This window comes from Sphingomonas sp. PvP056 (assembly GCF_040549155.1).
GTDB lineage: Bacteria > Pseudomonadota > Alphaproteobacteria > Sphingomonadales > Sphingomonadaceae > Sphingomonas.
This window is the reverse complement of sequence record NZ_JBEPST010000007.1, coordinates 250,011-276,788: the sequence shown is the minus strand read 5'-3', so window position 1 is coordinate 276,788 and position 26,778 is coordinate 250,011. Positions and strand designations below refer to the sequence as shown.

At 59.4% G+C, this 26,778-nt stretch carries 25 protein-coding genes; 17 read left to right on the top strand and 8 right to left on the bottom strand.

Going from position 1 to position 26,778, the window contains the following annotated elements; all coding sequences use genetic code 11:
* The first annotated feature begins 1,156 nt into the window (after window positions 1-1,156).
* The 9 genes from ABIC17_RS16985 to ABIC17_RS16945 all read left to right on the top strand — a co-directional run bounded on the left by ABIC17_RS16985 (window position 1,157) and on the right by ABIC17_RS16945 (window position 10,736).
* Window positions 1,157-1,444 (top strand): HU family DNA-binding protein, encoded by a 288-nt coding sequence (locus ABIC17_RS16985; protein ID WP_354283804.1) that lies wholly within the window; start codon window positions 1,157-1,159, stop codon window positions 1,442-1,444.
* Window positions 1,374-1,559 (top strand): BrnA antitoxin family protein, encoded by a 186-nt coding sequence (locus ABIC17_RS16980; RefSeq protein ID WP_354283802.1) that lies wholly within the window; start codon window positions 1,374-1,376, stop codon window positions 1,557-1,559. Before ABIC17_RS16985 ends, ABIC17_RS16980 begins: the two co-directional genes overlap by 71 nt.
* A 349-nt stretch (window positions 1,560-1,908) precedes the next feature.
* Entirely contained in the window at window positions 1,909-2,037 is a 129-nt protein-coding gene (locus ABIC17_RS16975) for a hypothetical protein (protein ID WP_354283800.1), read from the top strand.
* A gap of 1,431 nt (window positions 2,038-3,468) precedes the next feature.
* Window positions 3,469-3,606 (top strand): hypothetical protein, encoded by a 138-nt coding sequence (locus ABIC17_RS16970; protein ID WP_354283799.1) that lies wholly within the window; start codon window positions 3,469-3,471, stop codon window positions 3,604-3,606.
* Window positions 3,607-4,570: 964 nt separating this feature from the next.
* Complete coding sequence (locus tag ABIC17_RS16965) at window positions 4,571-4,837, top strand: hypothetical protein (protein WP_354283797.1); 267 nt, start codon at window positions 4,571-4,573, stop codon at window positions 4,835-4,837.
* 1,435 nt (window positions 4,838-6,272) lie between these two features.
* Window positions 6,273-8,528, top strand: coding sequence for a TonB-dependent siderophore receptor (locus tag ABIC17_RS16960; protein ID WP_354283796.1), 2,256 nt, complete (start codon window positions 6,273-6,275; stop codon window positions 8,526-8,528).
* Window positions 8,525-8,845 (top strand): hypothetical protein, encoded by a 321-nt coding sequence (locus ABIC17_RS16955; protein WP_354283794.1) that lies wholly within the window; start codon window positions 8,525-8,527, stop codon window positions 8,843-8,845. Before ABIC17_RS16960 ends, ABIC17_RS16955 begins: the two co-directional genes overlap by 4 nt.
* Window positions 8,842-10,443 carry a PepSY-associated TM helix domain-containing protein gene (locus tag ABIC17_RS16950; protein ID WP_354283793.1) on the top strand — a complete coding sequence of 534 codons (1,602 nt, stop codon included), beginning with the start codon at window positions 8,842-8,844 and terminating at the stop codon, window positions 10,441-10,443. The genes ABIC17_RS16955 and ABIC17_RS16950 overlap by 4 nt, the downstream gene beginning before the upstream one ends.
* Window positions 10,440-10,736 carry a DUF3325 domain-containing protein gene (locus ABIC17_RS16945; RefSeq protein WP_354283791.1) on the top strand — a complete coding sequence of 99 codons (297 nt, stop codon included), beginning with the start codon at window positions 10,440-10,442 and terminating at the stop codon, window positions 10,734-10,736. Before ABIC17_RS16950 ends, ABIC17_RS16945 begins: the two co-directional genes overlap by 4 nt.
* Window positions 10,737-11,050: 314 nt before the next feature.
* On the opposite strand, the gene ABIC17_RS16940 is transcribed toward ABIC17_RS16945, so the two are convergent.
* A complete protein-coding gene (locus ABIC17_RS16940) occupies window positions 11,051-11,257 on the bottom strand; it encodes a TOBE domain-containing protein (RefSeq protein WP_354283790.1) in 207 nt (68 codons plus the stop codon).
* A 421-nt stretch (window positions 11,258-11,678) separates the two neighbouring features.
* Here ABIC17_RS16940 and ABIC17_RS16935 point away from each other — a divergent pair, with 421 nt between their 5' ends.
* Window positions 11,679-12,164: a hypothetical protein gene (locus tag ABIC17_RS16935; RefSeq protein ID WP_354283788.1), complete on the top strand. Its 486-nt coding sequence runs from the start codon at window positions 11,679-11,681 to the stop codon at window positions 12,162-12,164.
* A gap of 108 nt (window positions 12,165-12,272) precedes the next feature.
* On the opposite strand, the gene ABIC17_RS16930 is transcribed toward ABIC17_RS16935, so the two are convergent.
* Window positions 12,273-13,475 carry a hypothetical protein gene (locus ABIC17_RS16930; protein ID WP_354283787.1) on the bottom strand — a complete coding sequence of 401 codons (1,203 nt, stop codon included), beginning with the start codon at window positions 13,473-13,475 and terminating at the stop codon, window positions 12,273-12,275.
* A gap of 840 nt (window positions 13,476-14,315) precedes the next feature.
* On the opposite strand from ABIC17_RS16930, the gene ABIC17_RS16925 reads away from it, so the two are divergent.
* Both ABIC17_RS16925 and ABIC17_RS16920 read left to right on the top strand, forming a co-directional pair.
* A complete protein-coding gene (locus tag ABIC17_RS16925; RefSeq protein WP_354283785.1) occupies window positions 14,316-14,711 on the top strand; it encodes a hypothetical protein in 396 nt (131 codons plus the stop codon).
* A 298-nt stretch (window positions 14,712-15,009) separates the two neighbouring features.
* The gene (locus tag ABIC17_RS16920) at window positions 15,010-15,588 is read left to right on the top strand and encodes a hypothetical protein (protein WP_354283783.1); all 579 of its coding nucleotides are present in this window, start codon (window positions 15,010-15,012) and stop codon (window positions 15,586-15,588) included.
* A 261-nt stretch (window positions 15,589-15,849) separates the two neighbouring features.
* Here the strand turns inward: ABIC17_RS16920 and ABIC17_RS16915 are convergent, their stop codons facing one another.
* A complete protein-coding gene (locus ABIC17_RS16915; protein ID WP_354283781.1) occupies window positions 15,850-16,686 on the bottom strand; it encodes a helix-turn-helix transcriptional regulator in 837 nt (278 codons plus the stop codon).
* Between the two features lie 95 nt (window positions 16,687-16,781).
* On the opposite strand from ABIC17_RS16915, the gene ABIC17_RS16910 reads away from it, so the two are divergent.
* Window positions 16,782-17,684 carry an SDR family oxidoreductase gene (locus tag ABIC17_RS16910; RefSeq protein WP_354283779.1) on the top strand — a complete coding sequence of 301 codons (903 nt, stop codon included), beginning with the start codon at window positions 16,782-16,784 and terminating at the stop codon, window positions 17,682-17,684.
* A 180-nt stretch (window positions 17,685-17,864) separates the two neighbouring features.
* Here ABIC17_RS16910 and ABIC17_RS16905 read toward each other — a convergent pair whose 3' ends face one another.
* On the bottom strand, window positions 17,865-18,488 hold the full coding sequence (locus ABIC17_RS16905) for a class I SAM-dependent methyltransferase (RefSeq protein WP_354283778.1): 624 nt from the start codon (window positions 18,486-18,488) through the stop codon (window positions 17,865-17,867).
* A 170-nt stretch (window positions 18,489-18,658) separates the two neighbouring features.
* Between ABIC17_RS16905 and ABIC17_RS16900 the strand changes: the two genes are divergently transcribed.
* The gene (locus tag ABIC17_RS16900; protein WP_354283776.1) at window positions 18,659-19,723 is read left to right on the top strand and encodes a spore photoproduct lyase family protein; all 1,065 of its coding nucleotides are present in this window, start codon (window positions 18,659-18,661) and stop codon (window positions 19,721-19,723) included.
* Window positions 19,724-19,886: 163 nt separating this feature from the next.
* Here the strand turns inward: ABIC17_RS16900 and ABIC17_RS16895 are convergent, their stop codons facing one another.
* Both ABIC17_RS16895 and ABIC17_RS16890 read right to left on the bottom strand, forming a co-directional pair.
* Window positions 19,887-20,186 carry a putative quinol monooxygenase gene (locus ABIC17_RS16895; RefSeq protein WP_354283774.1) on the bottom strand — a complete coding sequence of 100 codons (300 nt, stop codon included), beginning with the start codon at window positions 20,184-20,186 and terminating at the stop codon, window positions 19,887-19,889.
* 210 nt (window positions 20,187-20,396) lie between these two features.
* Window positions 20,397-20,900 carry a ferritin-like domain-containing protein gene (locus tag ABIC17_RS16890; RefSeq protein WP_354283772.1) on the bottom strand — a complete coding sequence of 168 codons (504 nt, stop codon included), beginning with the start codon at window positions 20,898-20,900 and terminating at the stop codon, window positions 20,397-20,399.
* A gap of 525 nt (window positions 20,901-21,425) precedes the next feature.
* Between ABIC17_RS16890 and ABIC17_RS16885 the strand changes: the two genes are divergently transcribed.
* Window positions 21,426-22,409 carry a D-cysteine desulfhydrase family protein gene (locus tag ABIC17_RS16885; protein WP_354283771.1) on the top strand — a complete coding sequence of 328 codons (984 nt, stop codon included), beginning with the start codon at window positions 21,426-21,428 and terminating at the stop codon, window positions 22,407-22,409.
* Window positions 22,410-22,578: 169 nt separating this feature from the next.
* On the opposite strand, the gene ABIC17_RS16880 is transcribed toward ABIC17_RS16885, so the two are convergent.
* Window positions 22,579-23,622 (bottom strand): Rossmann-fold NAD(P)-binding domain-containing protein, encoded by a 1,044-nt coding sequence (locus ABIC17_RS16880; RefSeq protein ID WP_354283770.1) that lies wholly within the window; start codon window positions 23,620-23,622, stop codon window positions 22,579-22,581.
* A gap of 262 nt (window positions 23,623-23,884) precedes the next feature.
* Here ABIC17_RS16880 and ABIC17_RS16875 point away from each other — a divergent pair, with 262 nt between their 5' ends.
* The gene (locus ABIC17_RS16875; RefSeq protein ID WP_354283769.1) at window positions 23,885-24,970 is read left to right on the top strand and encodes an NAD(P)H-dependent flavin oxidoreductase; all 1,086 of its coding nucleotides are present in this window, start codon (window positions 23,885-23,887) and stop codon (window positions 24,968-24,970) included.
* Window positions 24,971-25,203: 233 nt separating this feature from the next.
* Here the strand turns inward: ABIC17_RS16875 and ABIC17_RS16870 are convergent, their stop codons facing one another.
* On the bottom strand, window positions 25,204-25,509 hold the full coding sequence (locus ABIC17_RS16870; protein ID WP_354283767.1) for a hypothetical protein: 306 nt from the start codon (window positions 25,507-25,509) through the stop codon (window positions 25,204-25,206).
* A gap of 317 nt (window positions 25,510-25,826) precedes the next feature.
* On the opposite strand from ABIC17_RS16870, the gene ABIC17_RS16865 reads away from it, so the two are divergent.
* On the top strand, window positions 25,827-26,762 hold the full coding sequence (locus ABIC17_RS16865; RefSeq protein WP_354283765.1) for an alpha/beta hydrolase: 936 nt from the start codon (window positions 25,827-25,829) through the stop codon (window positions 26,760-26,762).
* Window positions 26,763-26,778: the final 16 nt, after the last annotated feature.

Sequence of the window (26,778 nt, the reverse complement as noted above, 5' to 3'; positions counted from 1 at the left end):
AAATGGGTCTTGCCAGACGCGAAGAGGACCGGTGGTTAGCGCCCAATCGCCGTCGTTTGCGGTCCGTCCGCTTTTAACCTTCAGTGGTAGTCCGACCTCGTGCCGTTCCCTCCATGCAGCACCCCCGCTTGCCGCCATCGCGGTAGCGGGCGTGCCCTCGATCTTGTAGGTGGCTCGCCGATGGCGAACCGAGGATACCCGAATGAAGCCTATCGCCGCCGCCACATCCGACCAGGTGTGCAAGATGCTGCGATTGATGGCCGCCGACGCTCGCGCATCACTCCCGACGACGTCTCGCATGCTGGGAAAGGCGCCAAAATACCTAGCGAGTGCGTCCGCAGGGCCGGGCTGAAGCAGCTTACGCTGGCAGATCGCCAGTTGCTCGCTCAGCTTTCCGGATTGATCCCTGATCAATGCGAACGCGAGAGCTGGTGACGTTAGCAATTTACGGCGCATGTACCCGCGTGATGCACAGCCCGAGCCCTGTAGGAAAGCGCATTCAGATCATGCCGCACTTGTATGTAACGGATTATTAGCGCTTTAATCATTCCCCCTTTCGCTGCGGAGCAAGGTCGATGATTCGATTGCATTATCCCGACGGGCTGCCGGTCAACTTGGAAGACGGCGTTGTGACCTTCATCGAGCCGGCTCGTAACGGGGGTACACTAATCTGGATTGGGTCAGAGGAGGACTCTCTCGCGATCCATGCCAGAGAAGATTACGCAATGGTGTGGGCGGCGCTTTTCCCGGCGCAACCAACCATCTGCTAACTTGCGTCAACATGCTCCAACAAGCTAGATTTCAATTTCGGACAAAGTCATCAGGTTACGCGCAATTGCGATCCAGCGTCGAAGATCGTCGGCGTACGCACACAGGGCGCGTTCTGACCGATTGTCCGTTAGCTGGTCGGCCAACCGACTCACTCTGCTCAACTCAATTTCTATTTCACGCCTGTCAAACATCGGGAATCTCCAGCCCCCGCTCTTACTATTTCGATCTTCGCAGAATTTGGTTAAAAAATGATTAAACGACGCCTTGTGAGAGCGTTAACTAGGGAACGTCACAGCTCTTTACCGCTCGATCCGTATTGAAATTCGTAGTACGCCGGTGACGCCAGCCGCCGAAGACACCGGCTCTGAGCATCGAGGAAAATAAAGTGACCCGTGCTCAACTTATGACGCTGCTTGCTGCCCAGTACCCGGAACTGCAAGCCTACGAAATTGAAGGGATTGTAACGGCTTTCTTTGACGCAATTGTGGAGCGCTTGGCTGACGGCGGCCGGGTTGAAATTCGGCGCTTTGGATCATTTAGTACGCGTGAGCGCGTTGCTCGCACTGGCCGCAACCCGCTGACAGGGGAACAGGTACAGGTCAATGCCAAGCGCAGTCTGCATTTCACGCCGGGGAAGAACTTGCGAAAGCTCGTCGCTGACTCGAAGGTCTGATCCCGCACTAGGCCTGTTTGTATGGGAAGCGAAGTCGCTTCGTAGTTTTCGCGCGGATGGTCCCGGCTGGCAAACCCGGATCAACGAGGCGGTGCGCGAGGCAATTAGTCTTTGAACCCTACGCCACCGCCACACCGCCGACGTGCACAGGACGCTGCGATCGCTTGTGGCAGAGTATTGCGTAACGTTCGCAGCATTGTGGGGGACGCTACGCCGGCATCGGGTTATCGGGCGCGCTTCGCGTGGGGCGCCGGGCCCAATCGATTGCCGGCGAGCAACGTCGAGCTATTAGTGCAGTTCTTTCGGCTCGATCCGCGCCTGTTCAGAGACCGAGAAGTGTGGGAGTCGCTAAGACGGCTGCTGTAGCACTGGAATGGTCGCAGTCAGAGTTCAACGCCGCCCTTGCACCCGCGCCGCCCGTCTAACCTGTTGCTCGTATTGCCGGGGACAGTCAGCCTGGTTGAATGAAGAACCCATCCTCTTCCACGCTCAACGATGCCCCCGCAGAAATGTCGGACCGCGACCTGCTGGCGGAGTATCAGCGCAGCGGGGGCGAGCCCGGCGATGCCGAGGTCGAGGCGGCTCTCGCATAGATCCAGCGAAGGGATCTCGATTTCTGACGCGCACCGACGTCGACTGATCAAAGACAATGCTGCCGACGCTTAGCTGAGTATCACTTCAATTAATCGACCCGCTCCCCTCCCAGTGTGCGGGTTGGCTACCCGATGCCTATGCTTCGTGCCGCTGCGTCGGTGAGGGGGCGTTCTGACCAAAAAGGGGGAGAGCGGTAAGCTGCGCTAAAATCGCTTCTGATAAATAGTTCATCAAAAAGATGACACCGTATAGGCAGTTAACTCTTTACTCAGACTTATGCATGGTATTGCGGTTGCACTACCTTTCAGGGCATCTCTCAGTACATTCACTTGTCCGCAACGATCCATCGTTGCGGGCAGTTTTTTGAGCTAATGATCTCGAACTAACTTTTCTTACCGCCATTCAGCCGAACGTAGGTGCGCAGCATGTGCTATGCCTTGCGTCGTGTACTTTGGGTGAGGCTGCGGATTGCTAGGATGACAACCTACGCAACCGGGCCAATCCGGTATTAAATTATCGTTTCGAAACAGCGGTTAGGGCTATTAAATCAAAATCGTTTCGTTATCCTGACAGCGTCGGAGTTCTTACCGACAGTGCTTTCTCCCTTTAAATTGGAAACGCTCCTTGGCCCGTAACGATCTGTCGTTACGGGCCATTTTTTAGTCTCTGCGATGCGGGAAAGGAATGAGCAACGTGATAGCTGCTGAGAGCATCGTTCGTCATAGAGGCGAGGGCCGTATGATGCTGGTGAAGGCAGTCTTTCTCGACGAGTATGGAAGCCCCAGCCAAGTGGAATGTGAGTTCTGCGACCAGGGAGAACTTACAACAGTCTGGGTGCACGTGAGCGAACTGGAGTTGACGACGCCCACATAAAGGTCGTCATCGATCACCGGGGTAATCGGATCCCTATCCGTACCTACCGTATAGCTATCTTTTATTACCATCAGTTGGCCGATCAAGGGCATGCCCGATCGGCAAGTCTCGCGTCGCGCGCGTCGGTGAAAGGGTGTGCTGACCGCCAGGGAGGGAAACAGTCAGCCAACCGAACTGTTAATTTGATTAACGTGTTCTTCATCGCTGGCCCCTATGACGAAGAGGCCGCTAGACTAACGACGGTAACATCGAAACTTGCCACCCGCAGCGGGCAGCACTCTTGCGGGTGGTATCTTCGAGACGTTGGAGGCAAACTCGCGATACGCTATCGCGGAGGATAAAGTTTCCCGCGCTTTTAGACACGGGCTCGTTGGTCTAGCCCGACAAGCCAATGCTGCCTTGCGCCTTCGGTTTCACCGAGTTGATCACCAATCGGTCACGCCAACGCCACCGCTCAACGCAGGGCTTCAATAAGACAGGAACGTCTTTAGGAGGCCTAAGTTGAGCCCCTCGTGCCAATAAAAAACAATATAACTGTACGTGCGAGAGCATTTGAAATGATCAACCGCTACGCAGATCGCGCGGCGGATGAGGCTGCATTTCAAATAAACTCTAAAATTGCAGCAAACGATGTTGATGGCGCGCTTGCCATGGATCAAGTCCGCCGCGCGATTATTGAAATTAACGGATGTTGAGCTGGCAAAGCTCGCAGGATTCAAGAGGAATTGCCGCGCGTCAATTGGTAAGTTCTGCGAGCGCGAACCGACCCTCGTGGGTCGAGCATCCACGATCGTGCAGTCAAATTGCGTCGGCGGCACACGACAGCTTGCAACGCCTGTGCGCTGCCTATTTTCGGATCAATCCCGCAGGAACTCGCCGTTCAACCATGTCCCAAGAATGTGTACACCGTCTCAAAAAGACACGCTTCTTTCGTGACGGCTAGAAATGGTTAATTTTGGTTTGAGCAAGGGTCCGATGGCCGTGCTATTGGAGCAGCAATAGCGCAACAATAGCGCAGTGGTTTCGCTCGGAACCTGGTGATCCACCTGCTTCCATTGACCGGGCGGGTGGATCACATTTCTCGTTCGATCGCGGCCTTTGGAAATGCAGCAGGGCATGCGCCTGCTTGCGCATTGCGCCGCTCGAGTGCCCTTCGCGCCATATCGTTGCGTACTTCCTTCAGTCCAAACGTTTCTACGATGTGTGAGCAGGCTAGCGTAGCTTCTTAGCGAGTTTTGCTGCACGTGTGAGCGTACGTCACCCGCGTCCGTGTATCTGGGCGCGGGTGACGCTTGATAATTTGGCGCGATATGCTGCCTACCGCAGCGAGCTTACAGGATCGCGTATATTATGTCGGAGAATATCGCCGCTAATGATCTAGTTCGCAGGAAGCTTGGCGGACCGGCCATGTTGGTACTGTCGCTTGTTGATGCCGGACATGGCGCAATGCCAATGGCAATATGCGCTTGGCCAGAGAATAAGAGGTTCGCCCGCATCGCAGTGCCCTTGGATCAGTTGATCCTTGTGCCGTCAGAGTAGCGCTGTCCCCACCTATCGCGTGTCCACGGTCATCAATCGCTACGCTCCGTTAGTAATTCGATCGTAAACGTTCCTCCAAGCGCTAGGCCGGATGGTAATCCCGGGGTGCGGAGAAACGATTTGAGCGATGAAATGTTTGCCGGGGCGCTAGTCCGCAAGGCATCAGGCGGCCCCGTCATGATTGTCCAGGCGATCGGCAAGGGTGGGCTCGGCATCGGTACGTGCGCATGCACCTGCTGGTTCGAACGGGGGCAATTCACAATTGCAGAGATTCCATTAGCCGATCTCGTGTCGGCCAATAGCAAGACCCATGCTAGCCTATCGCAGTCCCATACCGTAGAACAAATCGTCAAAGCACTGGCTTTCGCGCAGTCGGCGTGCGCATGAGAACGAGTTCGAGATCATCTGCGCCGGATTGCCGATTAAGCGGCTATGGTGATTGCGTTTACAACATGTGCGGACAGAGGCCAAGCCTCAGTCGTCATGGTTAGCAACCCTCCAAAAGCAACAACCGCACTGCGCCCATCGGTCTTGGCAATCACGCCGGTCATTCCTGCAAGCGACGGCTGGTCAGTCACGGACACCCGCGCGCCCACCGCGAAATCGTGTTGTTCGGCGCGTAAGGCTTTCTCCCGTTCGCGTTTGGTACGTAACGCAGCGCCACGAATGCGGCGCTATTCCTCTCGCGTCTCCGCATTACGAAGTGCTTCGATAAGTTCGGCGGCAAGCCGCTCCTCCTCCCGCAGCCCAGACACAGAAGCATTTCCGATCAGCGGGATCCGCCCGGCGTGAGAGAAGAGCGAGAATAGGGGATGCTGATGTGCAGGGTCGCCAGCCATATGAGCCAACGTAGCGAGGCCACTGGCCCGGGCGAACACGAACGTCGGCAAGATCGGCAAATTGATCTCGATCGTGTTCCGTCGACCCTTTGCATCGGACTTCCCATGCGGCCGCTTAATTATGTGGGGGCGTGTCCAGACGTCGAAGCCCGCCTCGGCGAGCGAGCGAGCTAGATTGAGCGTCCGACCGCCCGAGGTGCGCAAGATGCACCAATGCGTATCGTCCCTGCGCTGCGCTGCGCTGCCTTCCTACTTATACCCCATCCCTTGAACCTTGATACTGAATTGAAAATGCGTGGGGCAGTCATGGCGGTGGCATCTCGATCGAAGAACTGCCAGACGGTGGCGTCATCAACCTACGTTCAAAGTACTGCGGATTAGGCCCGCACCGATCCGCGCCAAATTAAGAATTGGAACGCTCACAAAGTGCGGGAACTTCGTGCCGGACCTCACCAAACACGGGGTAAAACTCTGCCCTTCGGGCACATACTCGGCGCTGACCGGGATACGGGCTGACGCGGAACGACACGCAATCTGCGCAGACGGGCATTCGCCTCCTCCGCGGAGCTCTACACGAGTTCTGTTCAAATTATCGCGTGCGGCACGGCAGCTAACCACGAGCTTAGGACGTTCCGTGGGCCAATTTAGGTGCCGAAGAACTGCCGTTCAACCAAATGAACGAATGTCCGGAAGTGACAGGCAAGGAAGGGCGTCTGAATGTCCGGGTATGGGTCTTCGCGACCGAATACTTGCCACTCTGGTTTGCAACATTGTTGTGTTCACAGACGGTCAAGGTTGGACCGATGCCAGGGGGGTTTGAATGTTATTCAGTCGTAGGCAAATCAACCCTCACGCCATGATCGCCGGGCGATCCATTCACACTCTGCCAACCAGCAGCCACGTTAGAAACAATCTAGCAACGCTTAATGATATTGACTCGCAACAGCACATAAGCCACCTGCTACGAAAGTAGGGGAATTTTGATGAGTTATTGGAATATCTTGCTGGCGACCGCGTCGCCCGCGATGCTGAGCACGGCGCCCACGAATGGTACGGAAATCCGGTCGGTTGATGTCGCTAGTGAAGGACAAAGAGAGGAAGAGATCCTCGTTATCGGGAAAACCTACGGTCGCGCTGTTGGCAAGACTGTCACACCGCTGAAGGATACTCCCAACACTGTCACCGTCATCGACCGCGAGCAGATCGAGGCCCAGAACCTCTTCACGCTCGAAGACGCACTGACCGCGACCAACGGCATTACCGTCAACGGTGTCGGCAGCGAGGACCCATCGTTCCTGTCGCGCGGGTTCGCCATCAATAATTACCTGATCGACGGCGTCCCGACCTTGTCGGTCAACTTCCCTTCGGCTGTGCCGGACCTGTTCTTCTATGATCGCCTGGAAGTCTTGCGCGGTCCTGCTGGCCTGTTCAGCGGATCCGGGAATCCGGCGGGCAGTATCAACCTCGTCCGCAAGCGTCCGCTTGACACAGCGCAGATTCAGGCGAGTGCTGGCTATGGCAGCTACGATAACCGGCGTCTGGAACTGGATGCCTCGACCCCCATCGGCAGCCACGCCGGTCTTCGCGCCGGTGTCATGCGTCAGGAACAAGACCAGTTCTTCGATACCGCCCATCGCGATCGGCTGGATGCGTTCATCGTCGGGTCCCTCGAGATTGGGTCGCGCACGACCGTGACGGCGGGTGCAAACTACGATCGCTTTCAGCCGGCGGTCCAATCGGGGCTTCCCGGCTATGCCGGTGGCATCGACGGTAGCGACGGGCGGCTGCTCGACGTTCGGCGATCGACGTATCTTGGGGCGGACTGGAATCGCTTCGATGCAAAGACATGGTCAGGGTTTGTCGAGGTCGCCCACCGCGTCTCGGATCGTTGGACGCTGCGGGCTACCGGTCTCTACACTGACGTCGATCGGGTCGACGTGTACAGCTATATCGGCGCGCAACCGGTAACGGTGGCCAATCGTGGCGTGACCAATCAGATCGCTTACCGCGGCGATAGCAAGCAGCAGACGCGATCGTTCGATTTCAATGGCATCGGCAGCTTTCCGCTGTTCGGTCGGGAGCAGACGCTGATCCTCGGGGCCGACTATCAGGCGAGTTCGGGGACATCCTATTTCACACGGCTGTCGAATTACGCGCGGATCGACGTTTTCAATCCGGTGTCACCGGCTGAGCCTCCGCTCGACCCTTATGGACCGCTCCCGGCCTATCCGGTTCAGGGAACCGCCGGCCAATGCGCGCCGGTGCAGACCCCCGCGCAGTGCGTCACCCAGGTCTATGGCGGGACCGTCACCAACCTCGAACAATATGGGCTCTACGGGCAGATGCGGTTGAGCCCGGTTCAGGGCGTGACATTGATCGGTGGCGGTCGCCTGACGTGGTTCGATACCGACAGCCAGACTCTGCTCCCCACGCGCGGTTTGCGGACGGGGTATACGATCGAAAACCGATTCACTCCGTATGCAGGGGTCGTGTGGGACCTGACCCGGCAGCTCAACCTGTACGCCAGCTACGCCGACAGCTTTACACCGCAAGCGCAACCCGTCGGACGGCAACGCGGCGACGGGGGCGGCATCGAGCCGATGATTGGCGCGCAATATGAGGCCGGCAGCAAGCTGTCGCTGATGAACAACCGCTTGTTGCTGTCCGCGGCAGCGTATCAGATCACCCAGAAGAACCGGCTGTTCAACGATCCGGTCGATACCACGCTCTATTATCAGCTCGGCAAGGTGCGGTCGCGCGGGATCGAGGTGGAGGCAAGCGGGGAGATCCTGCCGGGTTGGCGGATCAACGGTGGCTACAGCTACACCCGCACCAAATTGCTGGAGGACATCAACCCGGTGCTGGAGGGCAGTTCGCTCGTCCCGGTTATTCCCAAGCATATGGGCAAGGTCTTCACCAACTACGCGCCGACCAGTGGGCGGTTCGCCGGAGCAAGCATCGGTGGAGGACTGACGGTCTTCGGCGCAACCGCGGGCGGCACGCCGTCATCAGTCGCGGCGAACGGGACACGTACGGTATCGACGCTGGTCCGACAGGGCAGCTATGCCGTCCTGGACATCCGCGCTGGGTATAGCCTGACGCCACGGCTCGGGGTGTCGGTCAACCTCAATAACGTCCTTGATCGCACCTACTATGCCCGCATCTTCTCGACCGCGCGGGGCAATTACTACGGCTCTCCGCGGACGGTGTTCGCGACCTTGCGGTACACGATTCAATGAGCAGCGCAGGGGGGCATTCCCGCGCGCAGGCGCGCTGGGCACGGCGCGGCGATATTGCGCTGCGCGTTCTCGCTGCGGTGCCGCTCGGTTACGCTGCTTCCAGCCTCTGCGCGATGGCGCTCGCGCGCCTGCTGCCGGGGACGCGGTCCGGGACGACGGTCGCAGCGGCGCTCATCGGGCTTGCGTTGTGCGCCGTGCTGGCGATGTGGGCGTTTGCCGCCCGCAGCGGGTGGCGGGCGGTCTGGACGATCACCGTTGCCGGCGGCGTGGCGGCGGGGATTACCTGGCTTTCCATCGCCGTGACGGGCCGTGCATGAGCAAGGGGTTCCGACAATCGCAGGGGTTCCTGCATACATGGTCCGGGCTGTTGCTCGGCTGGATCCTGTTTCTCGTCTTCGTGGCAGGTACGATCGCCTTCTACCGGGAAGGACTGAACCGCTGGATGCGACCGGAGTTGGCGCGTGTCGAGAATCCGATGCGGGTCTTGGCAGGGGCCCAAACGTATCTCGCACACAAGGCACCGCACGCAAAAAGCTGGTTCATCCCTGTCGCCACGAAGCAATCCGCGGGGAGCCAGCTGTTCTGGGTACCGCAGCCTGATCCCAACGCCCCCAAGGGAAGCGGACGCCGTGGTGGTCGCGGACGGCGGGACACGCAAGCGCTGATCGGCGCTGATGGCAAGGTCGCGACGGTGCGGGAAACGCGGGGCGGAGACTTCTTTTACCGGCTTCACTTCGACCTGCACTATATGCCGGTGATATGGGCGAGATGGCTGGTCGGATTTGCCAGCATGATGATGCTCGTGGCGATCCTCAGCGGAGTTGTCACCCACAAAAAGATCTTTCGCGATTTCTTCACGCTGCGTCGCTCTAAGGGGCAGCGGTCATGGCTTGACGGCCATAATGCGGTCGCGGTCCTTGCGTTGCCGTTTCATCTGATGATCACCTACACCGGCCTCGTCACGCTGATGGCGCTGCTGATGCCATGGGCGGTCATCGCCAATTACACGGACGAACGCGCGATCGGCGCCGTCCTGTTTCCAACCATGCCAGTGGTCGAACGCACTGGTCGAGCGGCACCGCTGGTCGATCTCCGCCGCATCGCGGCCGACGCCGAGCGACGCCTCGGCGCGCCCGCGAGTTACATCCAGGTAAGCGAGCCTGGCGACGCGGCGGCTCGCATCACGGTCAGCCAAAGTCCCGTTTCCACGCTCAACACCCGGACCCCGCAACTCGGCTACGACGGCGTGACGGGGCGATTGCTGTGGCAATCTCTTCCCTCGGGTGCCGCCGCCGAAACCGCAGGCGTGATGATCGGGTTGCATGCAGGACGGTTTGCCGACGCAGGCCTGCGCTTCATCTATTTCCTGTGCGGGATCGGCGGCACCCTGATGGTCGCAAGCGGCCTGGTCTTGTGGACGGTCAAGCGTCGCGAGCGCTTGCCCGATCCGCGCCACCCGCACCTCGGGTTCCGTATCGTCGAGCGGTTGAACATCGCGGTCATTGCCGGCCTACCACTCGGTATTGCGGGTCTGTTCTGGGCAAATCGACTGCTCTACATCGGCATGAAGAACCGGGCGGAATGGGAGATCCACTGGATGTTCATCGCCTGGGCGATCGCGGCAATCGTGGCATTGCTCGCCACGCCACGGATCGCGTGGCAGATCGTGCTTGGGCTGGCCGGTGCTCTGCTCGTGGCGTTGTCCGGATATAATGCCGTGCTGACACCGCGCGGCATGCTCGAGGCGGTTGCCTCGGGTGACTTCATGCTTGCCGGGATCGACATGGCAATGTTCGTCGTTGGTCTATCCCTGCTGCGCATTGCGCGCCGGGTTGCCCTTCATCGTTCCGTCGCGCGTCCGGGACGACGTGTTCATTCAGCAAGTTCTGCGGATACAGAGAGGTCTACGCTATGAGCTGCGCCACAGTCCTGTTTTGCATCTGTGGCTTCCTGTTCTTCGGCCTTGCTACGGAGGCTCATCATCGGCGTCGATGCAGCGGCGTGTTGTCGGCGCGACGGTGTACGGCCATGCGGGTCGCGGGCTGGAGTTCGCTTGTTGCGGCATTTCTGGCGGCGGTCGTCGGTGGTGGCTGGGACTTCGGTCCGGTGCGTTGGATGGGCGCAGTCATGCTCGGTGCCGGTGCCGCGTTTCTGTTGCTGAACTTTGCCCCTGCATGGATGCAACAGTCTTTCTTCGTCAGACGGTGAATGCGCGAGCCAGGACAAGATGCATCTTCAATAAGGTCAAAAACAATTGCGGTTCAGACCCGTCCGTCGCACGGGACGAACATCGGGGTGTTGGTCCTCGCCTCGTCATCGTCTGAGCCGTTTCCATCCAAGCCATATGCCGCTTATCGATGTCACCGTACCAGCGATCGAGAACAGCCAGATCAGCCCATCCCAATTGCTCGTCTCCATGCCGGGCCCGTCTCGTGGCCTGCACGTTGGCCATAAGCGGTCGCGGGCATGAGTGTCACAATGCGCAAGATGCACCTTCGACTCTCACCCCAACGCCGCCCACGTCATTTTCCGATCAGCACATCGCTCGCTTTGATCAGAACCGTTACCTGGTCACCCTCGCTGAGCGCGAGGTCGGCTATCGCTTCCTCTGTAATGTTGGCTGTGATGACGATGCCGTTCCCGATATCCACCTTGACCGATCCGTTCACGGCTCTTGGATGGATGCTAGCAACGCGCCCTGAAATTTGATTGCGGGCACTGATTTTCATGGTGATTGACCTCACGGAGTTAAGAGACCGAGCGTTAGCAGCATCAGTTAATCGTCGTCGATCGTTTCCCGTTTTCATACTCTTGCCTGGTTTTGGGAGCGCCCACGCGTCCCCATAACTCAATCCCTTTTGGGAAAGCCGCCGTAGCTTCAGGCGGTAGAGCGCTTACGGCATTACCTTCCGCAAATATGAACGAATGTCCGAAAGTGGGAGGCGGGGAATGGCACCTGAATGTCCATTTGTGGGTCAGCGCGCGTGAGGCCGTGCCGTGTAGTTGGAAGCACGACTTATCCCAGAGGAACGGCAGCTATCTGACGGCTCGAGCCAAAAGCAGCCCTTCCGCTGTCGCCCAAACCTTGCCATTGCGCAGACCTTCGCGCGATCCCAGAAGGAGACGTAGGCCCAACATTGGAGACAACGAGTGGCATGGCTTCGGTTCGCGATTTTTACGGCGGTGTCACTCACGCTCGCGACAAGCGCGACAGCGCAGGTTCCCCCGCCGCCAATGCTTCCCGAGCAAACCAGTATCGCGGAAAACCTCGTGCGTGCCTTCTCGACAAAGGACGAGGCTCGTTATGCCGCCCTTCTCGCTGACGATGTTCAAGTTTTCGAAGATGGACAAAACGTCGCGCGAAACAGAGCCGATTGGCTAAAGGAGTTTGGCCCGAAGCTGTCCGCGACCGGTGTCTCGTTCAAACTTGCGCCGGGGTACGCCTCAACAGGACGCCTCCTCTTTATGGAGTATTTCAACTCCCTCGGAAGCTGGGGGCGGAAGCCGCCCCCAGATTGCTGCTGGGGATATGACGCCGTTGCCTATGACATAGCGGGCGGCAAAATCACGGTTATCAGGCGACTTCGAGGCGGTACTTTCCGGCTGGCTGACGACGGCAAGATAGCTGGAAAGTAACGGCCGCTTCGCATTCCGCTCAAGCCAAAGCTGCCATTCCGCTTGCCACCAAAATTGGCCATCCGGCTAACATTTAAACCGGCGCTCGCACCGCTCAGCCCGTCTGCTCTATGCTGGTGATCTTGGCGCAGGTTCGACATCAATGACCCGCAATCGATAGCGTCCGGGCGGTAGCATCAGCGCAACATCGTCGCCGGCGCGGATCGCGACGCGGTCCATCGGCACCGACGCGGTCGGCTCATCGACTGGGCGCGCCTCGACTACGCACCAGCCGCGCGCCGGATAGAGCCTCTGCGGTATGCGCACCACCCGGTCGCCCGCTCGCTGCCGCCATACGGGGCGTCCACGAACGAAGTGCGCATTGGGATGATCGACGACCAGATCGAACGTTCCCTGCGGCACATCGGCCGGCAGAGCTGATAGCCGTACAGCGCCACCACCGCCGCTACAGGCCGTCTGCGAGATGGTGAGCGGGTCGATCCCGGTCTTCTTCTTCAACCGTGCAGCCATCCACTGTGTTCCATCCGCGCCAGGCACTTCGGCAGCATGCGCATAACCAACGTGGATCAGCAGTTTTGCGCCCGTATGATCGTGGACATACGTAGCTAGGTTGCGTGCTTCTCCCTCCTCGCGCGCTGCTATCCGCTGCTCCATCGTAGCATCAGCCGCCGGATGCTCGTCGATGAACTCGTACGCTAAAAGATGATAACCGAGCTTTTTGGCGCGCCGACCAAGCCGGCCATATCCCGCTTCGGACAGATAATGCCCGTCGCCGTCCTCAAAATACTTGAGCGCCGGGTGTTGGACGAATGACGGCAGATATTGAGCCGGCGTGTCGGGCATGGATGGCGACAGCGCCTCCAGCGCCAGCGTATTGTACCCCAGCGGCCGCAAACGCGTAGCGAGTTCCGTGCTGAAGCCGCGATGCTCTGATCGCTCGTGACTTTCCGTGACGATGACGATCGAGGTCTGCCGTGCGCGCCGCTCGATCTCGGGCAGAACGTCCGGCGCCGTCTTCAAAGGCGCGCATCCGTTGGGCTTATAATACGCGCTGGTCGCTGCGATCAGGTCTTCGCGGCCGAACAGACTGAGCGTCTGCCTGGTGCCAGCGTCGCTTGCCGGATTACTTGGGTCGATCGCCGCCAATTGCTCCAATCTAGACGACAACTCGGTCAGACTAGTGGCGGCCACCCGTTCAACCGGTCCCGCGAAAAGGACGTTTCGCGCCTGTTGCGGCTCCCTGGCCATTGCCGACGCGCCTAGCATGCCAAGTACGATAGAGAAAGCGATGCACGTGGCGTTGGTCGGCATGAAGGATGCTATCAAGCTGTACACTCGCTCACCACCATAATGTGACAATCTAGCCTGCGATCAACGAAATGATCGCCGACGCCCAAGTCGCGACATTTAGGCACGGCCGACCCGCCGGCTGTCCCCCAACCCGACTGGCAGCTATCGGGTGGCAAAGCTGCCGGTCTGAAAACGCCCAGATTGCGACGTTCGGCTGCAGTTTCAACAACCCATCGAATCCCCATCAACGTGCTTCAAAAAACTATATTTTGTATTAAAATATAATCAATTCCATGCCTTTAGCATTTGCCTGCTGTGACAAGCAGGAACGGGCCTTAGATCCTATGGGGGCTGTTAAGTTATTTGACGAGACAATTGGCCTACCTAAAGACCGCGTCATAAGAGTGTCCATAAAAACTGATCTCTTTGGAACGCTGCAAATGCGAGCAATTTCTGCTATATATTTATTACGGATTGGTTCATGAGAGGCAACTTTGTCACAAGAGGATACTAAGGCTAGTATCGGCGCTAGGTAGAGTTGCATGTCATGTTTTGAACTACTTTTCATGAACAGCCTCCGTTCGAACTTCATCAATTGGGCTAATAAGGTAGTCTATAATTGATCGTTTCCCAGTCCGAATATCCGCGCTGCATGCAGTCTCATAGGTTGTGATATTGCCCGAAATGATCACCCCTGTGTCCCCTGCAGGGCCAGATCTTCGTCGGATTTCTGTGTTCCAGCAAATAGCAGACCGTCTTCTAACCACCAATGCTCAACGCGGATGAGCCAATTGACGCAACCGCGCGTTATGGCAGTATTGCTTTGGCCAAGATCAAGACTCCAATGCCAAAGGAGAAATCATGCTGCTGATCCTGCTTGCCGCGGCTGCTGCCGCGAATACGCCGACCGTAGTGCCGAGCCGTGGAATCGACGCACCCTACCCCAACGTTGCCGAAGGCATCGTCTACGTTCCCACTCCGGTCAGTATTTCATCGGACATCACGCATCGCAAGCGAATGATCGCGCTCCGTACCGAAGCACTCGACCTGCAGTCGCGTGACGGAGGTACGCTGACTGCAAGCCACAGGGACCTGCTGCAGCGCAAGCTCGATCGTATCCAACTGCGCTTCGCCGAAATGCGCCGTCGCGCAGATATCTTCTCAGTCGATGCCACCGGTCAAGCGATGTACACCGCATATACCCGACCGAAGGTCGTCTATCCACCCAACACCGGACGGACAGGCGTTGCGAATTAAGCCGCATTCCACTCAGGTGAACTGACCGCTAAATCGAAACACTATTCCTTAGTTTCATGTTCGTGTCAGGGTGGCAATGACAAAAACTTGCATTTTTTTTGGTGGTCCCGGCGTTAGCAAGGAGCATTTGTGGTCAAAAGCTTTGGGTTTAGAAATTGCGAGATGGCTACCAAAGGAGAGTTTGAAATCTTATAAAGCGATACAACGCAGCGATGGTACCGAGGAGACTAGCGTAGACGGACATCCTTTGTACTCTACCACCGTGCCCTGCGTCTGTGCGCCATGTAACAACGGTTGGATGAACCAGTCTGATGAGCGAACTCGTAACAAGACGATACGTTTGATCCGGGATCAAAAGGCCAGCTTCAGCCAGCAGGACTCTGAATGGTTAGCGGCTTGGCTAGCGATGAAAATGATAGTTCGCGATGAAATCCAAACGACACAGTCGGTTTTTACTGATCAGGACAAACAAGACTTCTATTCGACGAGACTGCCCCCGGCAGACATGTGGATCGGTCTGGGCTATGCCAAACAGGTGATGTGGGCCAACGCGTTTCATAGGCAGTGGCGCAGAGGGTACAGCCAAGATGGTATGTTTCACGAGGCGATCTGGACAATGGGGCTGGGCGCAACAGTAGCCTTCATAGAGTATCCAGTTAAGGGGAAAGGACCAACGGGAATACCGCCGAACCAGTTGGTGCAACTTTGGCCTTCTCCCAAGGCTTTTGAATGGCCGGTCAATCCCGTTTTGACCCCCGCTCAAGTTCGTTATCTGGCGATGCGGTACAACGCTAGTTTTCCGAGTGCTGGGGACTTCGGGAATGAGCGACGGTTCATGCCCACCGGAAAACCTACCCAAGGTCGGCCCCCATCCTAAAAAATCGTCCGTTTTTGCCGATTGCCGCTCAATAGCGGACAGGCTGCTTTCCACCAGATCGCGACGTTCGGGCAAGAGCGGACGCTCAACCTGCGGCATGGGAACGAAGGGTTTGTCCTACGTCCCGCCGTTTCCCGCTTCACCGGGGTGTCCGTTCGCGCTCAAAGAACCGACGTGAACGAACGTCCGCAGTTGGGCCGCGCGGGGCGGGCGCTGAATGGCGACTTATGGGTCATTGCGACTTGGGTATGCCAACACAGCTTAGCCTGTAGGTTTATCCAAGAGCACCCGCAGCCGCTCGGCGTCGTCCGGTGTGGCGGGGTTGTAAACGATCATCCCCAGTTCAGGCCTTCCTTCGACGGCAAAAGAAGAAAATTCCATCGCCAGCAGCCCGGCGTTGGGATGGTAGATCCGTTTTATGCCCTCGCCATGGGCGACCACGTCATTATCTTGCCACAGCGCCTCGAACTCTGGACTGAGACGCGACAGCTCTGTGACGAGCTTCGTCACCTCGACGCTAGTGCTGGCCCCCGCGCGTGCCACGTCTGCGCGGAAGGCGCCGACGACGAAGCGAGCAATGCTGTCGAAATCTGCGTTGCGGTCACGGACATGATCGCTGCCGAACATCAGGCGGAGGATGTTGCGTCCCTCGCGGGGCAGCTTGCCATAATCAGTTAGCAGCACCGCAGCGGCACGGTTCCAGCCAACAACGTCCCACATCGCGGTTTTTATGATCGTCGGGCTGAGGACCATCCCGTCAAGCACACGCTGTAGCCGGGGGGTGATGCCGTCGGCCATCTGATAGCGGGCCTCTGGCGGGCGGCCGAGCCCTAGCATGTAGATGTGCTCACGTTCCGGCTCGGTTAGCATCAGGCCCTTGGCGATGCGGTCGAGCACGTCCGCAGACGGCGCGCCGCCACGGCCCTGTTCAAGCCATGTGTACCAGGTAGGGCTAATGTTCGCGCGGCTCGCCACTTCCTCACGGCGCAGACCGGGCGTGCGGCGACGCCCGCTGGCAAACCCGAACGCTGTAGGATCTAGACGCGTGCGACGGTCACGAAGGTAAGTACCGAGTGGGTTGGGTGCGTCGCTAGCCATGATCGATCCTGTTGAATCCTTTACCATGATAATGTCACTACTTTAACAGAGTATGGCATCGGGAGATACTCAGTTGGTCAACGAGGAGATTTTTGATGCGCGTATTCCTGACCGGTGCGACCGGCTTCATCGGTTCCCACGTCATCCCCGAGTTACTCGGCCGCGGCCATCAGGTACTCGGGCTCACCCGCTCCGATGCCGGTGCGCAGAAGCTCGAAGCGGCGGGGGCCGAAGTCCATCGCGGTGACCTGGAACGACCCGACACGCTCACCGGCGGGGTCGCTGTAGCCGACGCGGTCATTCACTGCGCATTTGACCACGATTTCGCGAACTTCGTCGAAAATACCAAAAAGGACGAACGCAACATCGCTGCGATGGGCGATGCGCTGGCGGGGACCAACAAGCCTATCCTGATCACTTCGGGCATCGGTATCGGAACGCCACGCAACGGCGGTCCCGCGACCGAGGATGTGCTCAACCCGCTACATGCCAATCCGCGCATCGTGACGGAGCTTGCCGCCGCAGCGCTGATCGCCCGGCGCATCGACGTGCGTACCATTCGGCTGCCGCAGGTGCACGATACCACCAAGGCCGGTCTGATCACTCCGCTGATCGTCGAGGCGCGCCGTGCCGGGGCCGTCGCGTACCTCGGCGAAGGCCGTACGCGCTGGGCTGCCGCGCATATCAGCGACGTCGCCAAGCTCTACGCCTTGGCGCTCGAAATTGGCGAGCCAGGCGCGCGTTACCATGCGTCGGTGGAGGAAGGCATTGATGCCCGGAGGATAGCCGAGGCGATCGGTGCGGGGACCGGACTGCCGGTCCGCTCAGTTACGTCAGACGAAGTCGACCGCTACTTCGGCTGGATGGCTCCCTTCGCCGCCCTTGACATGACAGCGTCGAGTGTCTGGACGAGGGCTCGGTTGGGATGGGAGCCGGCAGGCCCCGATCTGCTCACCGACCTTGCCGCAATGAATTATGCGGAGGCTGAGGCTGTATGATCCATCTCCGTTGCACATTGGCTCGCGCGAGCGCGGCGCCAGCGTGCAGCGGCTTTAAACATTCCCGGCCACTCCCGACCGAGCAGATGAACGAGTGGCCGGTTTCGGGAAGCGGCGAAGAGCTTCCGGATGTCGGTTTGTGGGTCTAAAGACCGCTCCGGTCCGCAGCGAATGCCGCAGTCAGGCGTGGGCGTCAACGGCGATCAGGGGATCGCCGGAACGCCCGTCGGCGAGTACGAGCGGACGGATGTCGCTGAAGCCTGCCTTCTCGCAATATAGCCTGATAAGGGTGGCTTGGCCTTCCATGTCGAGGTGGCGCCAGATCGCCACGGCTTTCGTGGGGAAGCAACGGTTAGAGTAACTGGCCACGATCACGCCACCGGGACGCAGCACGCGCCGTAATTCTCGGAAAACCGAGACCGGGCGCTGCAGGTACTGGACGCCGACGCAGATGAGAACGGCATCGAAAGCGGCGTCGGGCTCGACGAGGACCGGGTCGCGATTGAGGTCTTGCACGAACCACCGGCCAAGCCATGGATTGGCCCCGAGCTCGTCGGTGTTCATGCCGTGCCCGACGACGTCCAGAGCCAAGTCTGGCGGCAGATGGCTGACCCAGCTCGACATGAGGTCGAGTACGCGATCGCCCGGCTTGAGTAGAGACGCGTAATGGCGGGTCAGCGCGGCAACCGCAGCGTCGTCGATGTGCGTGACGAGGCGGGGGGCCGAGTAAAAGTCGAGATCCGCCTCGCCATCTTGCTTGTCGAAAGCGTCCTCGGGAAGCCCCAGTTCCTTCGCCTCGCTCATGATTTGCCCCCTACGGCGATTGGCCTGCGAACCTTTGGCTGCAAAGCGGTCTTGCTGGCGACATCCGGGGTGCTGTTCGCGTTCATGCTGCAAAGACGTCTGCCAACCCGTGACGTTCCTCCTATTCCTTGGACATGGCGGCCCCAACGCTGAAACCCCATATCGTCTACATGGCGCTGCCCCGGACCCTTATCGATCCCAAATTCATCTATGTGGAGCCGGCGGTGCGGGAGTATCCACGCGGTCGGGAGGTTCTGGCGCGCTTCCCAAATGCCGAATTGGTCGAGGTGGCAAGGCACTGGCGAATACCTCAGCTCGCCGATCCGGCGCTCGCTGAAGATTGGTTGCGGGTGAAGCGCGAAACGCTCGTGCTCGGCGTCAAGAAGGGCATGGCGATGCGGCCCAATGGCCGCTCAGCCGACTTCATCGCGCCATCCTCGTCTAACGGCTGCGCAATGGCCTGCGCCTACTGCTACGTCGGACGGCGGAAGGGCTACGCCAACCCAATCAGCGTCTTCGTCAACGTCGACGACGTTACCCGTGCGCTCGCGCGGCACGCCACGCGGCTTGGTCCCAAGGTCGAGCCCAACACCATCGATCCCGTCGACTGGGTCTACGACCTTGGCGAGAACGGCGACCTGTCCGTCGATGCCTCGCTGTCGGACAACGTCCGGGACTTGGTGGCTGCGTTCCGCGACATCCCGAACGCCAAGGGCTCTTTCGCAACCAAGTACGTCAACCGGGACCTTCTCGACTACGATCCGCAAGGCCGTACCCGCATCCGTTTCAGCCTGATGCCTGATACGATCGCCAAAGTAGTCGATGTGCGCACCTCGCCGATGTCGGAGCGGATCGCCGCCATCAACGACTTCGTCGCCGCGGGCTACGAGGTTCATGTCAACTTCTCGCCCGTGATCGTTCACGAGAACTGGGAGGCGGAGTGGAAGGCCCTGTTCACAGAGCTGGACGCGGCGCTCTCGCCGGCGGCTAGGGCGCAGCTCAAGTGCGAGGTCATCTTTCTCACCCACAATGAGGGGCTGCATGATCTCAACCTCCAGTGGCACCCCCGCGCCGAGGAATGGCTGTGGCGGCCCGACATTCAGGAGGCCAAGTGGAGCCAGTCTGGTATGCGGAACCTGCGATACAAGGCGAGCTGGAAGCGGCAGTGGCTCGACCGCTTCTTGGGATGGCTTAAGGAAGCCATGCCATATTGTCAGATCCGCTACGCCTTTTGATCCGAAAGCCTATACCCCTGTGACGCGAAATCCAGCGTGCAAACTCCGTTTGGCTTGGCAGTGCGATCGAATCACTTGGATTAGCGTCCGCTTCGTGGAACCGTCGACTGGGTAACAGCGACTAAAACTGGTGTATCTCGGTGAGTGGGGCGAAGACGCCGAATCAATCGGCGCCGTCGATCGCGAGCGCCTTGATGATAATCGGTCGCGCTGTCGCGAGGTCGCGTGCGGCCAAGCCGAATGCTTTGAAGTGGTCCGAAGCCATATGAGCAGCAACGGCGGCATCATCAACATAGAGCTCGTTGAAGAGGTAGCGCTGTTCGCCGTCGGTTTCGCGCCACAGGTCATAGTGCAACACGCCAGCTTCAGCGCGTGAAGCGGCGACGCAGGGCCTAGCCGCCTCGACGAAGGCGTCTTCCGGTCCAGGCTTCACCGATACGAACGCAACGACCTTCACCGACATCCTCGATCTCCCGATCCAAGATTGCTGAGTGGACACATTCGATCATGACATCAAGCGTCCCGATCGACATGAATGAATGACCGCTTCGGGGAAGCCCCACTTGGACCACGAATGACCGGAAGTGGGTCGATTCTGCCCGCGCTCAACCCCACGAAGCGTCGGACGCTGTATCGGTAAGACGCCCGCCGGCCGATGCCGGCGGGCGTGGCATCAGGCGTCTTCCGCCTGCAAGTTGACGGTGGATTCCGCGAGCTTGGTCATATATTCGTCGCCGCCATAGATGTCCTTGGTGGCGTCCTTGAGCTTTTTGGTATCGGCCTTGAGGCCGAGCGCCTCTGCATAGGCCGCCGCGGTGCCGAAGCCGGCAATGCCGTAGTGCGTCATTCGCTGATATTGCGCGATGATCATGACGTCGAGCAACGGACCCTTGTCGGGTCCCTCTTCAAGCACATGTTTAGTCGCTTCGGCCACCAGGCCTTCCATGCCCTTGCAATGCTCTTTCGAGACCTTCTCATCGTTCGCGGCGATCAATTCCTTCAACACGTCGGTGTGCTTTTCGATGCCGGCCTGGGAGTTGGTCAGCATCTCTTTCAGCGCCGCGTCGCTGGCTTTCGTGGTGATCTTCTTCAGCACCTTCTTCATCTGATCATTGGCGGACCAGAGATCCTTCAGCTCGTCGGTGTAGATTTCCATGAGATCTTCCGGAGCAGCCATGGCGCGCGATCCTTTTTCGTACCTTGGACAAGATTGCCCTTTGGTCATCTGCAAACCGCTCAACTGTGCGCACCGTTCCCGAGCTGACCGAACAATGCCCAAGGGCACGCTCGAAAACCGCTGCTGCGTGAACACTCGGGTGCTCGATACCATCCTGCCCAATAGCGCGTGGGTTGTTGGGATATCTTGTGATTGACACCTTTGGTGATCAACGTGCTCACCGCATCCGCGCGGCAACGACCAGGACGCAAGCGTGGGTCAGCGGTCGAGACCGCGCCACATCGGAAGCTGAATGAACGTCGAAAGTTGGAGAGGCGAATAAGCGCTGGGAATGGCGGGGTTTGGGTCGACGCAGATGCCTGAGTTGCACCGCCACCTTCAAACGGGTCTTAATGCGCAACTGTGCGAATGACCGCCTATGTGTTCCTGAGCGTGACGAGGTTGCCCGAAGCTGCCACAAAGACACCTACCGCTAGACCGGAACGATCGATGCTAACTCAGCTTGAGAAACGACCTAGATTTATCTTGCTCGAGGGGCGCACGCCGATCCAGCGCCTGACGCGGCTGGAGCAGGCGCTTGGATGCGGGGGCTGCCCTCCGATCTACGTCAAGCGCGACGACCTGATGGGCGTCGGTGGGGGCGGCAACAAGCTCAGGAAACTGGAGTTTCTGATCGGCGAGGCACTGGATCAAGGCTGCGATACGTTCATCACTACAGGCGCACGGCAATCGAACCATGCCCGACTGAGCGCGGCGGCATCAGCGCGCGCGGGGCTCTCTTGCGAGCTGGTCCTGACCGATACCGTCGCGCGCGATGACGAAGCCTACCGGCGCAACGGCAACGTGCTGCTCGACAATCTGTTCGGCGCAATTTGCCATCGAAGACCAGGCAATATTGATGCCTTAGCGGTCGCTCAGGAGCGCGCTGGACAACTGTCCGTCAAGGGGCGCCGCGCCTATGTTGTCGGGTCTGGTGGCTCTTCGCCGCTCGGCTGCCTCGGCTACGTTCTGTGTGCAGAGGAGATCATGGCTCAAGAGCTGGAACTGGGGCTTCGCTTCGGCCGGATCATTGTGCCGAACGGCAGTTCTGGGACGCATGCCGGCTTGGCTGCGGGTATGAAGGCGGCCGGAGACGAGCCCGGCCGGATCGAATCATTCACCGTCCTTGCTTCAATTGAACGCGCGCGGGCAGTTACCACTGACCTTGCGGCGCGGACCCTGGCGCTAATTGATCCGGCCACTGCATTCGTAGGAGGCGACATAGTCGTCGCTGACGGTCAACTCGGCGAGGGCTACGGCGTGCCGACTGACGCTATGTTCGAAGCCGTTCGACTGGTCGCCCGGTCTGAAGGGCTGCTGCTTGATCCGGTCTATGGCGGGAAGGCTTTTGCTGGCCTCATCGCTGCGATCCGAGAAGGGGAGTGGCGGAATGAGGAACCGGTATTGTTCGTCATGACGGGTGGCTTGCCAGGCCTATTCGCTTACGAGCCGGCGTTCCGGTGCGATTAGTCCCGCTGACCCAGTAAACAATCTCAAGCTTGTGAGCTGAACGACTGTTTGCACGTCGCGACGGGTAAGGATGGCTAGACGTCCGGATGTAAGGCAACCCGCTATCGTTAGCCGTCAGGGGGCTGCCACCTCGTTCGCGACGCGCTCGACCAAGCTCTCAAAGCGCCAGCTAACTGGCTGGCTTGATTTGAGGAATCACACCCGCAGCCTGTTGACGTTCGATTGCTCGGATTAACGCGTCAACGGGGTCACGATCCTCTTGAAAGCCAGCAAGGCGGATCTTGGTCATGTCGGAGATCACATCAGCCTCGGTGCCGAAGATAAAGTCGCCAAATCTCCACCCCACCGCCTTCGTGAAATCGGTCTGGAGTAAGCCCGCGCATATCTGCCGCCAAACGGGCTCGAGCGCTGGCATATGGGTAGTGAGCGCGAAGGGGATAGGCTCGCCAGTCTCAATGCCGAAATGCCGGGCAACCTTGTCCCACATGCGCCGCCAGCGGAACGGCGGGTGAACGTAGTTGAACGCCTGGTCCGCTGCTTCGCTAGCGGTAGCGGCCCACAAGCTCGCGCGCGCCAGCGCATGTGCATCCGTCACCTGGACTAAACAGTCATCGTAGGTCGTACGAGAGCCCGGGAAACGGAACGCTGCCCCGTCGGCGGCTGACAATGCGGCGTAGGTGCCGATCACCGTCGCGATATTCATTGCATTTCCGGCTGCGTCGCCAACAATAACGTCCGGCCGGAGGATCGCCCATTCTGGTCCACCGGCGGCGCGACGCAGTTGCAGCTCGCGTTCCTGAGTGAAATAGAAGTTCGGCCCGATGGGTCGCGGGTTTTCGTCCTCATAGAATGGCGTCGTTACTGGTCCGAGGTGAACGCCGTAAACCTTTGCCCCCTGATACAGCACCACTCGCTCGATCGGCGCGCTGGCCGCCTCCAAACCGTCGAGCAGGTTACGGAGCATGGACGAATTGCGCTCGTCCTCCTCTGCCAGGCCGCCGCCTGGCCCGTAGGCCGCATAAAAAAGGTGAGTGACATCGCTCGCGTTCGCCAGTGCAGTTCGGCTTGCCTCGGCGTCGCTAAGATCCGCAACAATATCACCATGGCTACGCGACAGGGCTACCCCACGCCAGCCTGCCGTTCCGGCGATCTCTTCGAGCAGAGCCTTGCCGATGATGCCGCCCGAACCGGCGACGAGTGCAACGTTGGTCAAGAACCGACTCCTGGATCAATGCGGGGAGGCTAACCGAACGATCGGCTCCGACAAACTATCCAATCCGTTATGGCGTTAGCGTCCTCAAGACGATTTGGTGCCAGCCGCAGCACCTTAACGAACGAACGGTTGTCACCACTGACCGTCTTTCGGTTGTAGCGGTTAAAGGGCAGATGATCCGCGTTCGCCCACTTGGCGCCATTCACTTAATGCGCTGGCGTAGTCATAAGCCGACGATCGTTAACGGTTGGATCCCGTAGGTATGTCTCTCATCAATCGGCTCGAACTCTCGGTGCCCTTGATCCAGGCGCCGATGGCCGGCGTCGCCACACCTTCGCTAGCGGCAGCGGTATCCGAGGCGGGAGCCTTGGGGTCGATCGGAGTGGGCGCGACCGACGCCGCCGGCGCACAATCGATGATCGAGGAAGTGCGCAGCCGCACGACCCGTGCGTTCAACGTCAACGTCTTCGTCCACGCCAGCGCAAAGGCCGATCCTTCGCGGGAAGCGCAATGGCTGGACTGGCTTGCCCCGCTGTTCGCCGAGTACGGCGCAGAACCCCCGAGGGCGCTCAGGATCATCTACAAAAGCTTCGCAGATGATCCCGACATGTTGGCGGTGATGCTCGATCTCGCGCCGCCAGTGGTCAGCTTCCACTTCGGGTTGCCGTCCACCGACGTGATCTCGGCGTTGCGAACGCGCGGTATCTACCTCATGGCGACCGCGACCAGCATCGACGAAGCACACGCGATCGAGGCGGCGGGGATCGACGCGGTAGTCGCTCAAGGAATCGAGGCTGGCGGGCATCGGGGTGTCTTCGACCCCACCGCGCCCGACGACGCGCTCGGCGTATTCGCGCTGACCCGGCTGCTGGTGCGCAAAAACAACCTACCAGTCATCGCTGCTGGCGGGATGATGGACGGTGCCGGCATCGCCGCGGCGCTCGACCTCGGCGCATCGGCAGCGCAACTGGGAACTGCCTTTGTCGCGTGCCCGGAGTCGGCCGCAGACGATGCATACCGGGCGGCTCTCACCGGTGCGGGCGCTTACCACACCGTCCTCACGTCGCTTATTTCTGGTCGACCCGCGCGTGCGCTGGCCAACCGGTTCACGGCTCTGAGTCAGTTGGTCGATGAACGCCGACCGCCTGATTATCCTATTGCCTATGATGCGGGAAAGGCGCTGCACGCGGCTGCCAAGGCGCAAGGGCAACACGGTTTTGGGGCGCAATGGGCAGGGCAAGGTGCGCCACTGTCTCGTGCCATGCCAGCAGCAGCCTTGGTCGGGGTGCTGCGAAAGGAACTCGAATCGCGACGGATTAGAGGCTTTATTGAGCGCGACATTCCTTGATCGGACTGGCGTTTCCCCACTCGAAGCCGTCTATGCAGACCGTCCAGCGTACGGAATGCGACCGTACTATCGAGATGAACCAATGGCCGAAGTTGAAAACACGAAAAGGGGTCGCGAATGGCCGCAACTGGGTCTTAGTCACCAACGCTGTCCGGTCTGCTAAGGCCCAATTCCGAGACCTTCTTGGAGCAGCACTTGGTGGCTAGGAAATTACGCCAGGGACATCGAGGACATCATCCTTCGATCGTAATCTCATCTCCGCCATATTCTTCGAGGACCCCCTGCACGAATTCAGCGGTTTCCTCGCCATCAACTGTTACAGAGAGTGAGATGCGGCCGTTCAGGGCAGCTTCGTCTCCTGTGCCGTCCTCAAGCTCAGTCTCGTTGTCCGAGCCGCTAGCCTCGACCCCAGCGCTGTTTTGGTCGCCCTCCGCACCAACTTCTACGTCGTCGCGGTCTATCCCATGCTCTTGCACTAAGTGCTCGACTGCCAGCTCGGCTTCGCGCCGCGTCTCGAAGGTAGCATTGATTGTAGCCATCGCGAGATCTCCATTAACCCAGACGCGCTCAACGCACGCACGGCGCTTATGGGGCAGCGATTCAAATCAGAAATCGAGATAAGGTGCGATAGGTGAGGAGGTGAACGAAGGTCCACTTCCGGGAATGGGCTGAGTGCTTTCTGACGCCCGCTTCTGGCCCTTTTCCGTCCGCCAGCTGCAAAGGCCGGTTCATCTCGACGCGCGGTCGCTAAGTAGGAGCAAATAGCTTTGACACGAGCCAATCTGCCAGTGATGACCCTTTCCAAAGTGGGAGATCAGCATTTATGCTAAATCGTCGCGAAACACTGTTGGCCGGTATGGCTGCCGGTTTCCTCGGCTCTACGGCGCGTGCTGCCGTACCTGGCACCTGGCCCGCTTATCCTGCAGAGGAGATCGATCTGTGGCCTGGCACCCCGCCCGGCGCACCCGCCGTCCTGCCGGTCGAGCAAGTAATTGAAACCGGGAATGAGCAGCATCACGGCCGTATGGTAAAGGGCATCGTTCGCCCGCGCATGAAGGTGTTCCGTCCGACCAAGCCGAATGGCGCTGCGCTGCTGGTGACGCCTGGCGGCGGCTATTCGGTGATCGTTATTGACGTAGAAGGCTACCAGGTTGGGCCCTGGCTTAGCGAGCGCGGCTGGACAGTTTTTGTCCTATACTATCGGCTCCCGGGCGAAGGCTGGGCGAACCGGGCGGATGTGCCGCTGGCCGATGCGCAGCGTGCGATGCGGCTGATCCGGTCGCGTGCGGCTCACTATGGTGTTAATCCGGACAAGGTTGGCGCGCTTGGCTTCTCTGCTGGAGGCCATGTTTGCGGCGATCTCGCCACCCGTTACGATGCAAAGGTGTACGCCCCGGTGGATGCTGCCGATAGGCTGAGCGCGCGCCCCGCGATTGCGGCACCCATCTATGCGGTCCAGTCCATGAGTCTGCCGTTAGCGCATGGAGGCTCGCGCGATATGCTTCTCGGGCCAAATCCTTCGGTCGAAACGCAGCGGGCGCACAGTCCCGCGCATAACGTCACCGCGGCCACGCCGCCCTTCTTCATGGCCCATGCAGAGGACGACACGACCGTATCAGTCGAGAACACCGTCGAGATGCGCTCTGCGCTTAAGGCTGCGGGTTTGAACGTAGAGACGCATCTATTTGCAGCTGGTCAGCACGGCCTTGGTCTTGCAGGTCCGACGGGGGAGCCAGCGCGGCGCTGGAAGGAAATGTTCGCCGTCTGGGCACAGGCGCAAGCGCTCGGCTGAGATCCTGAAACCTCAC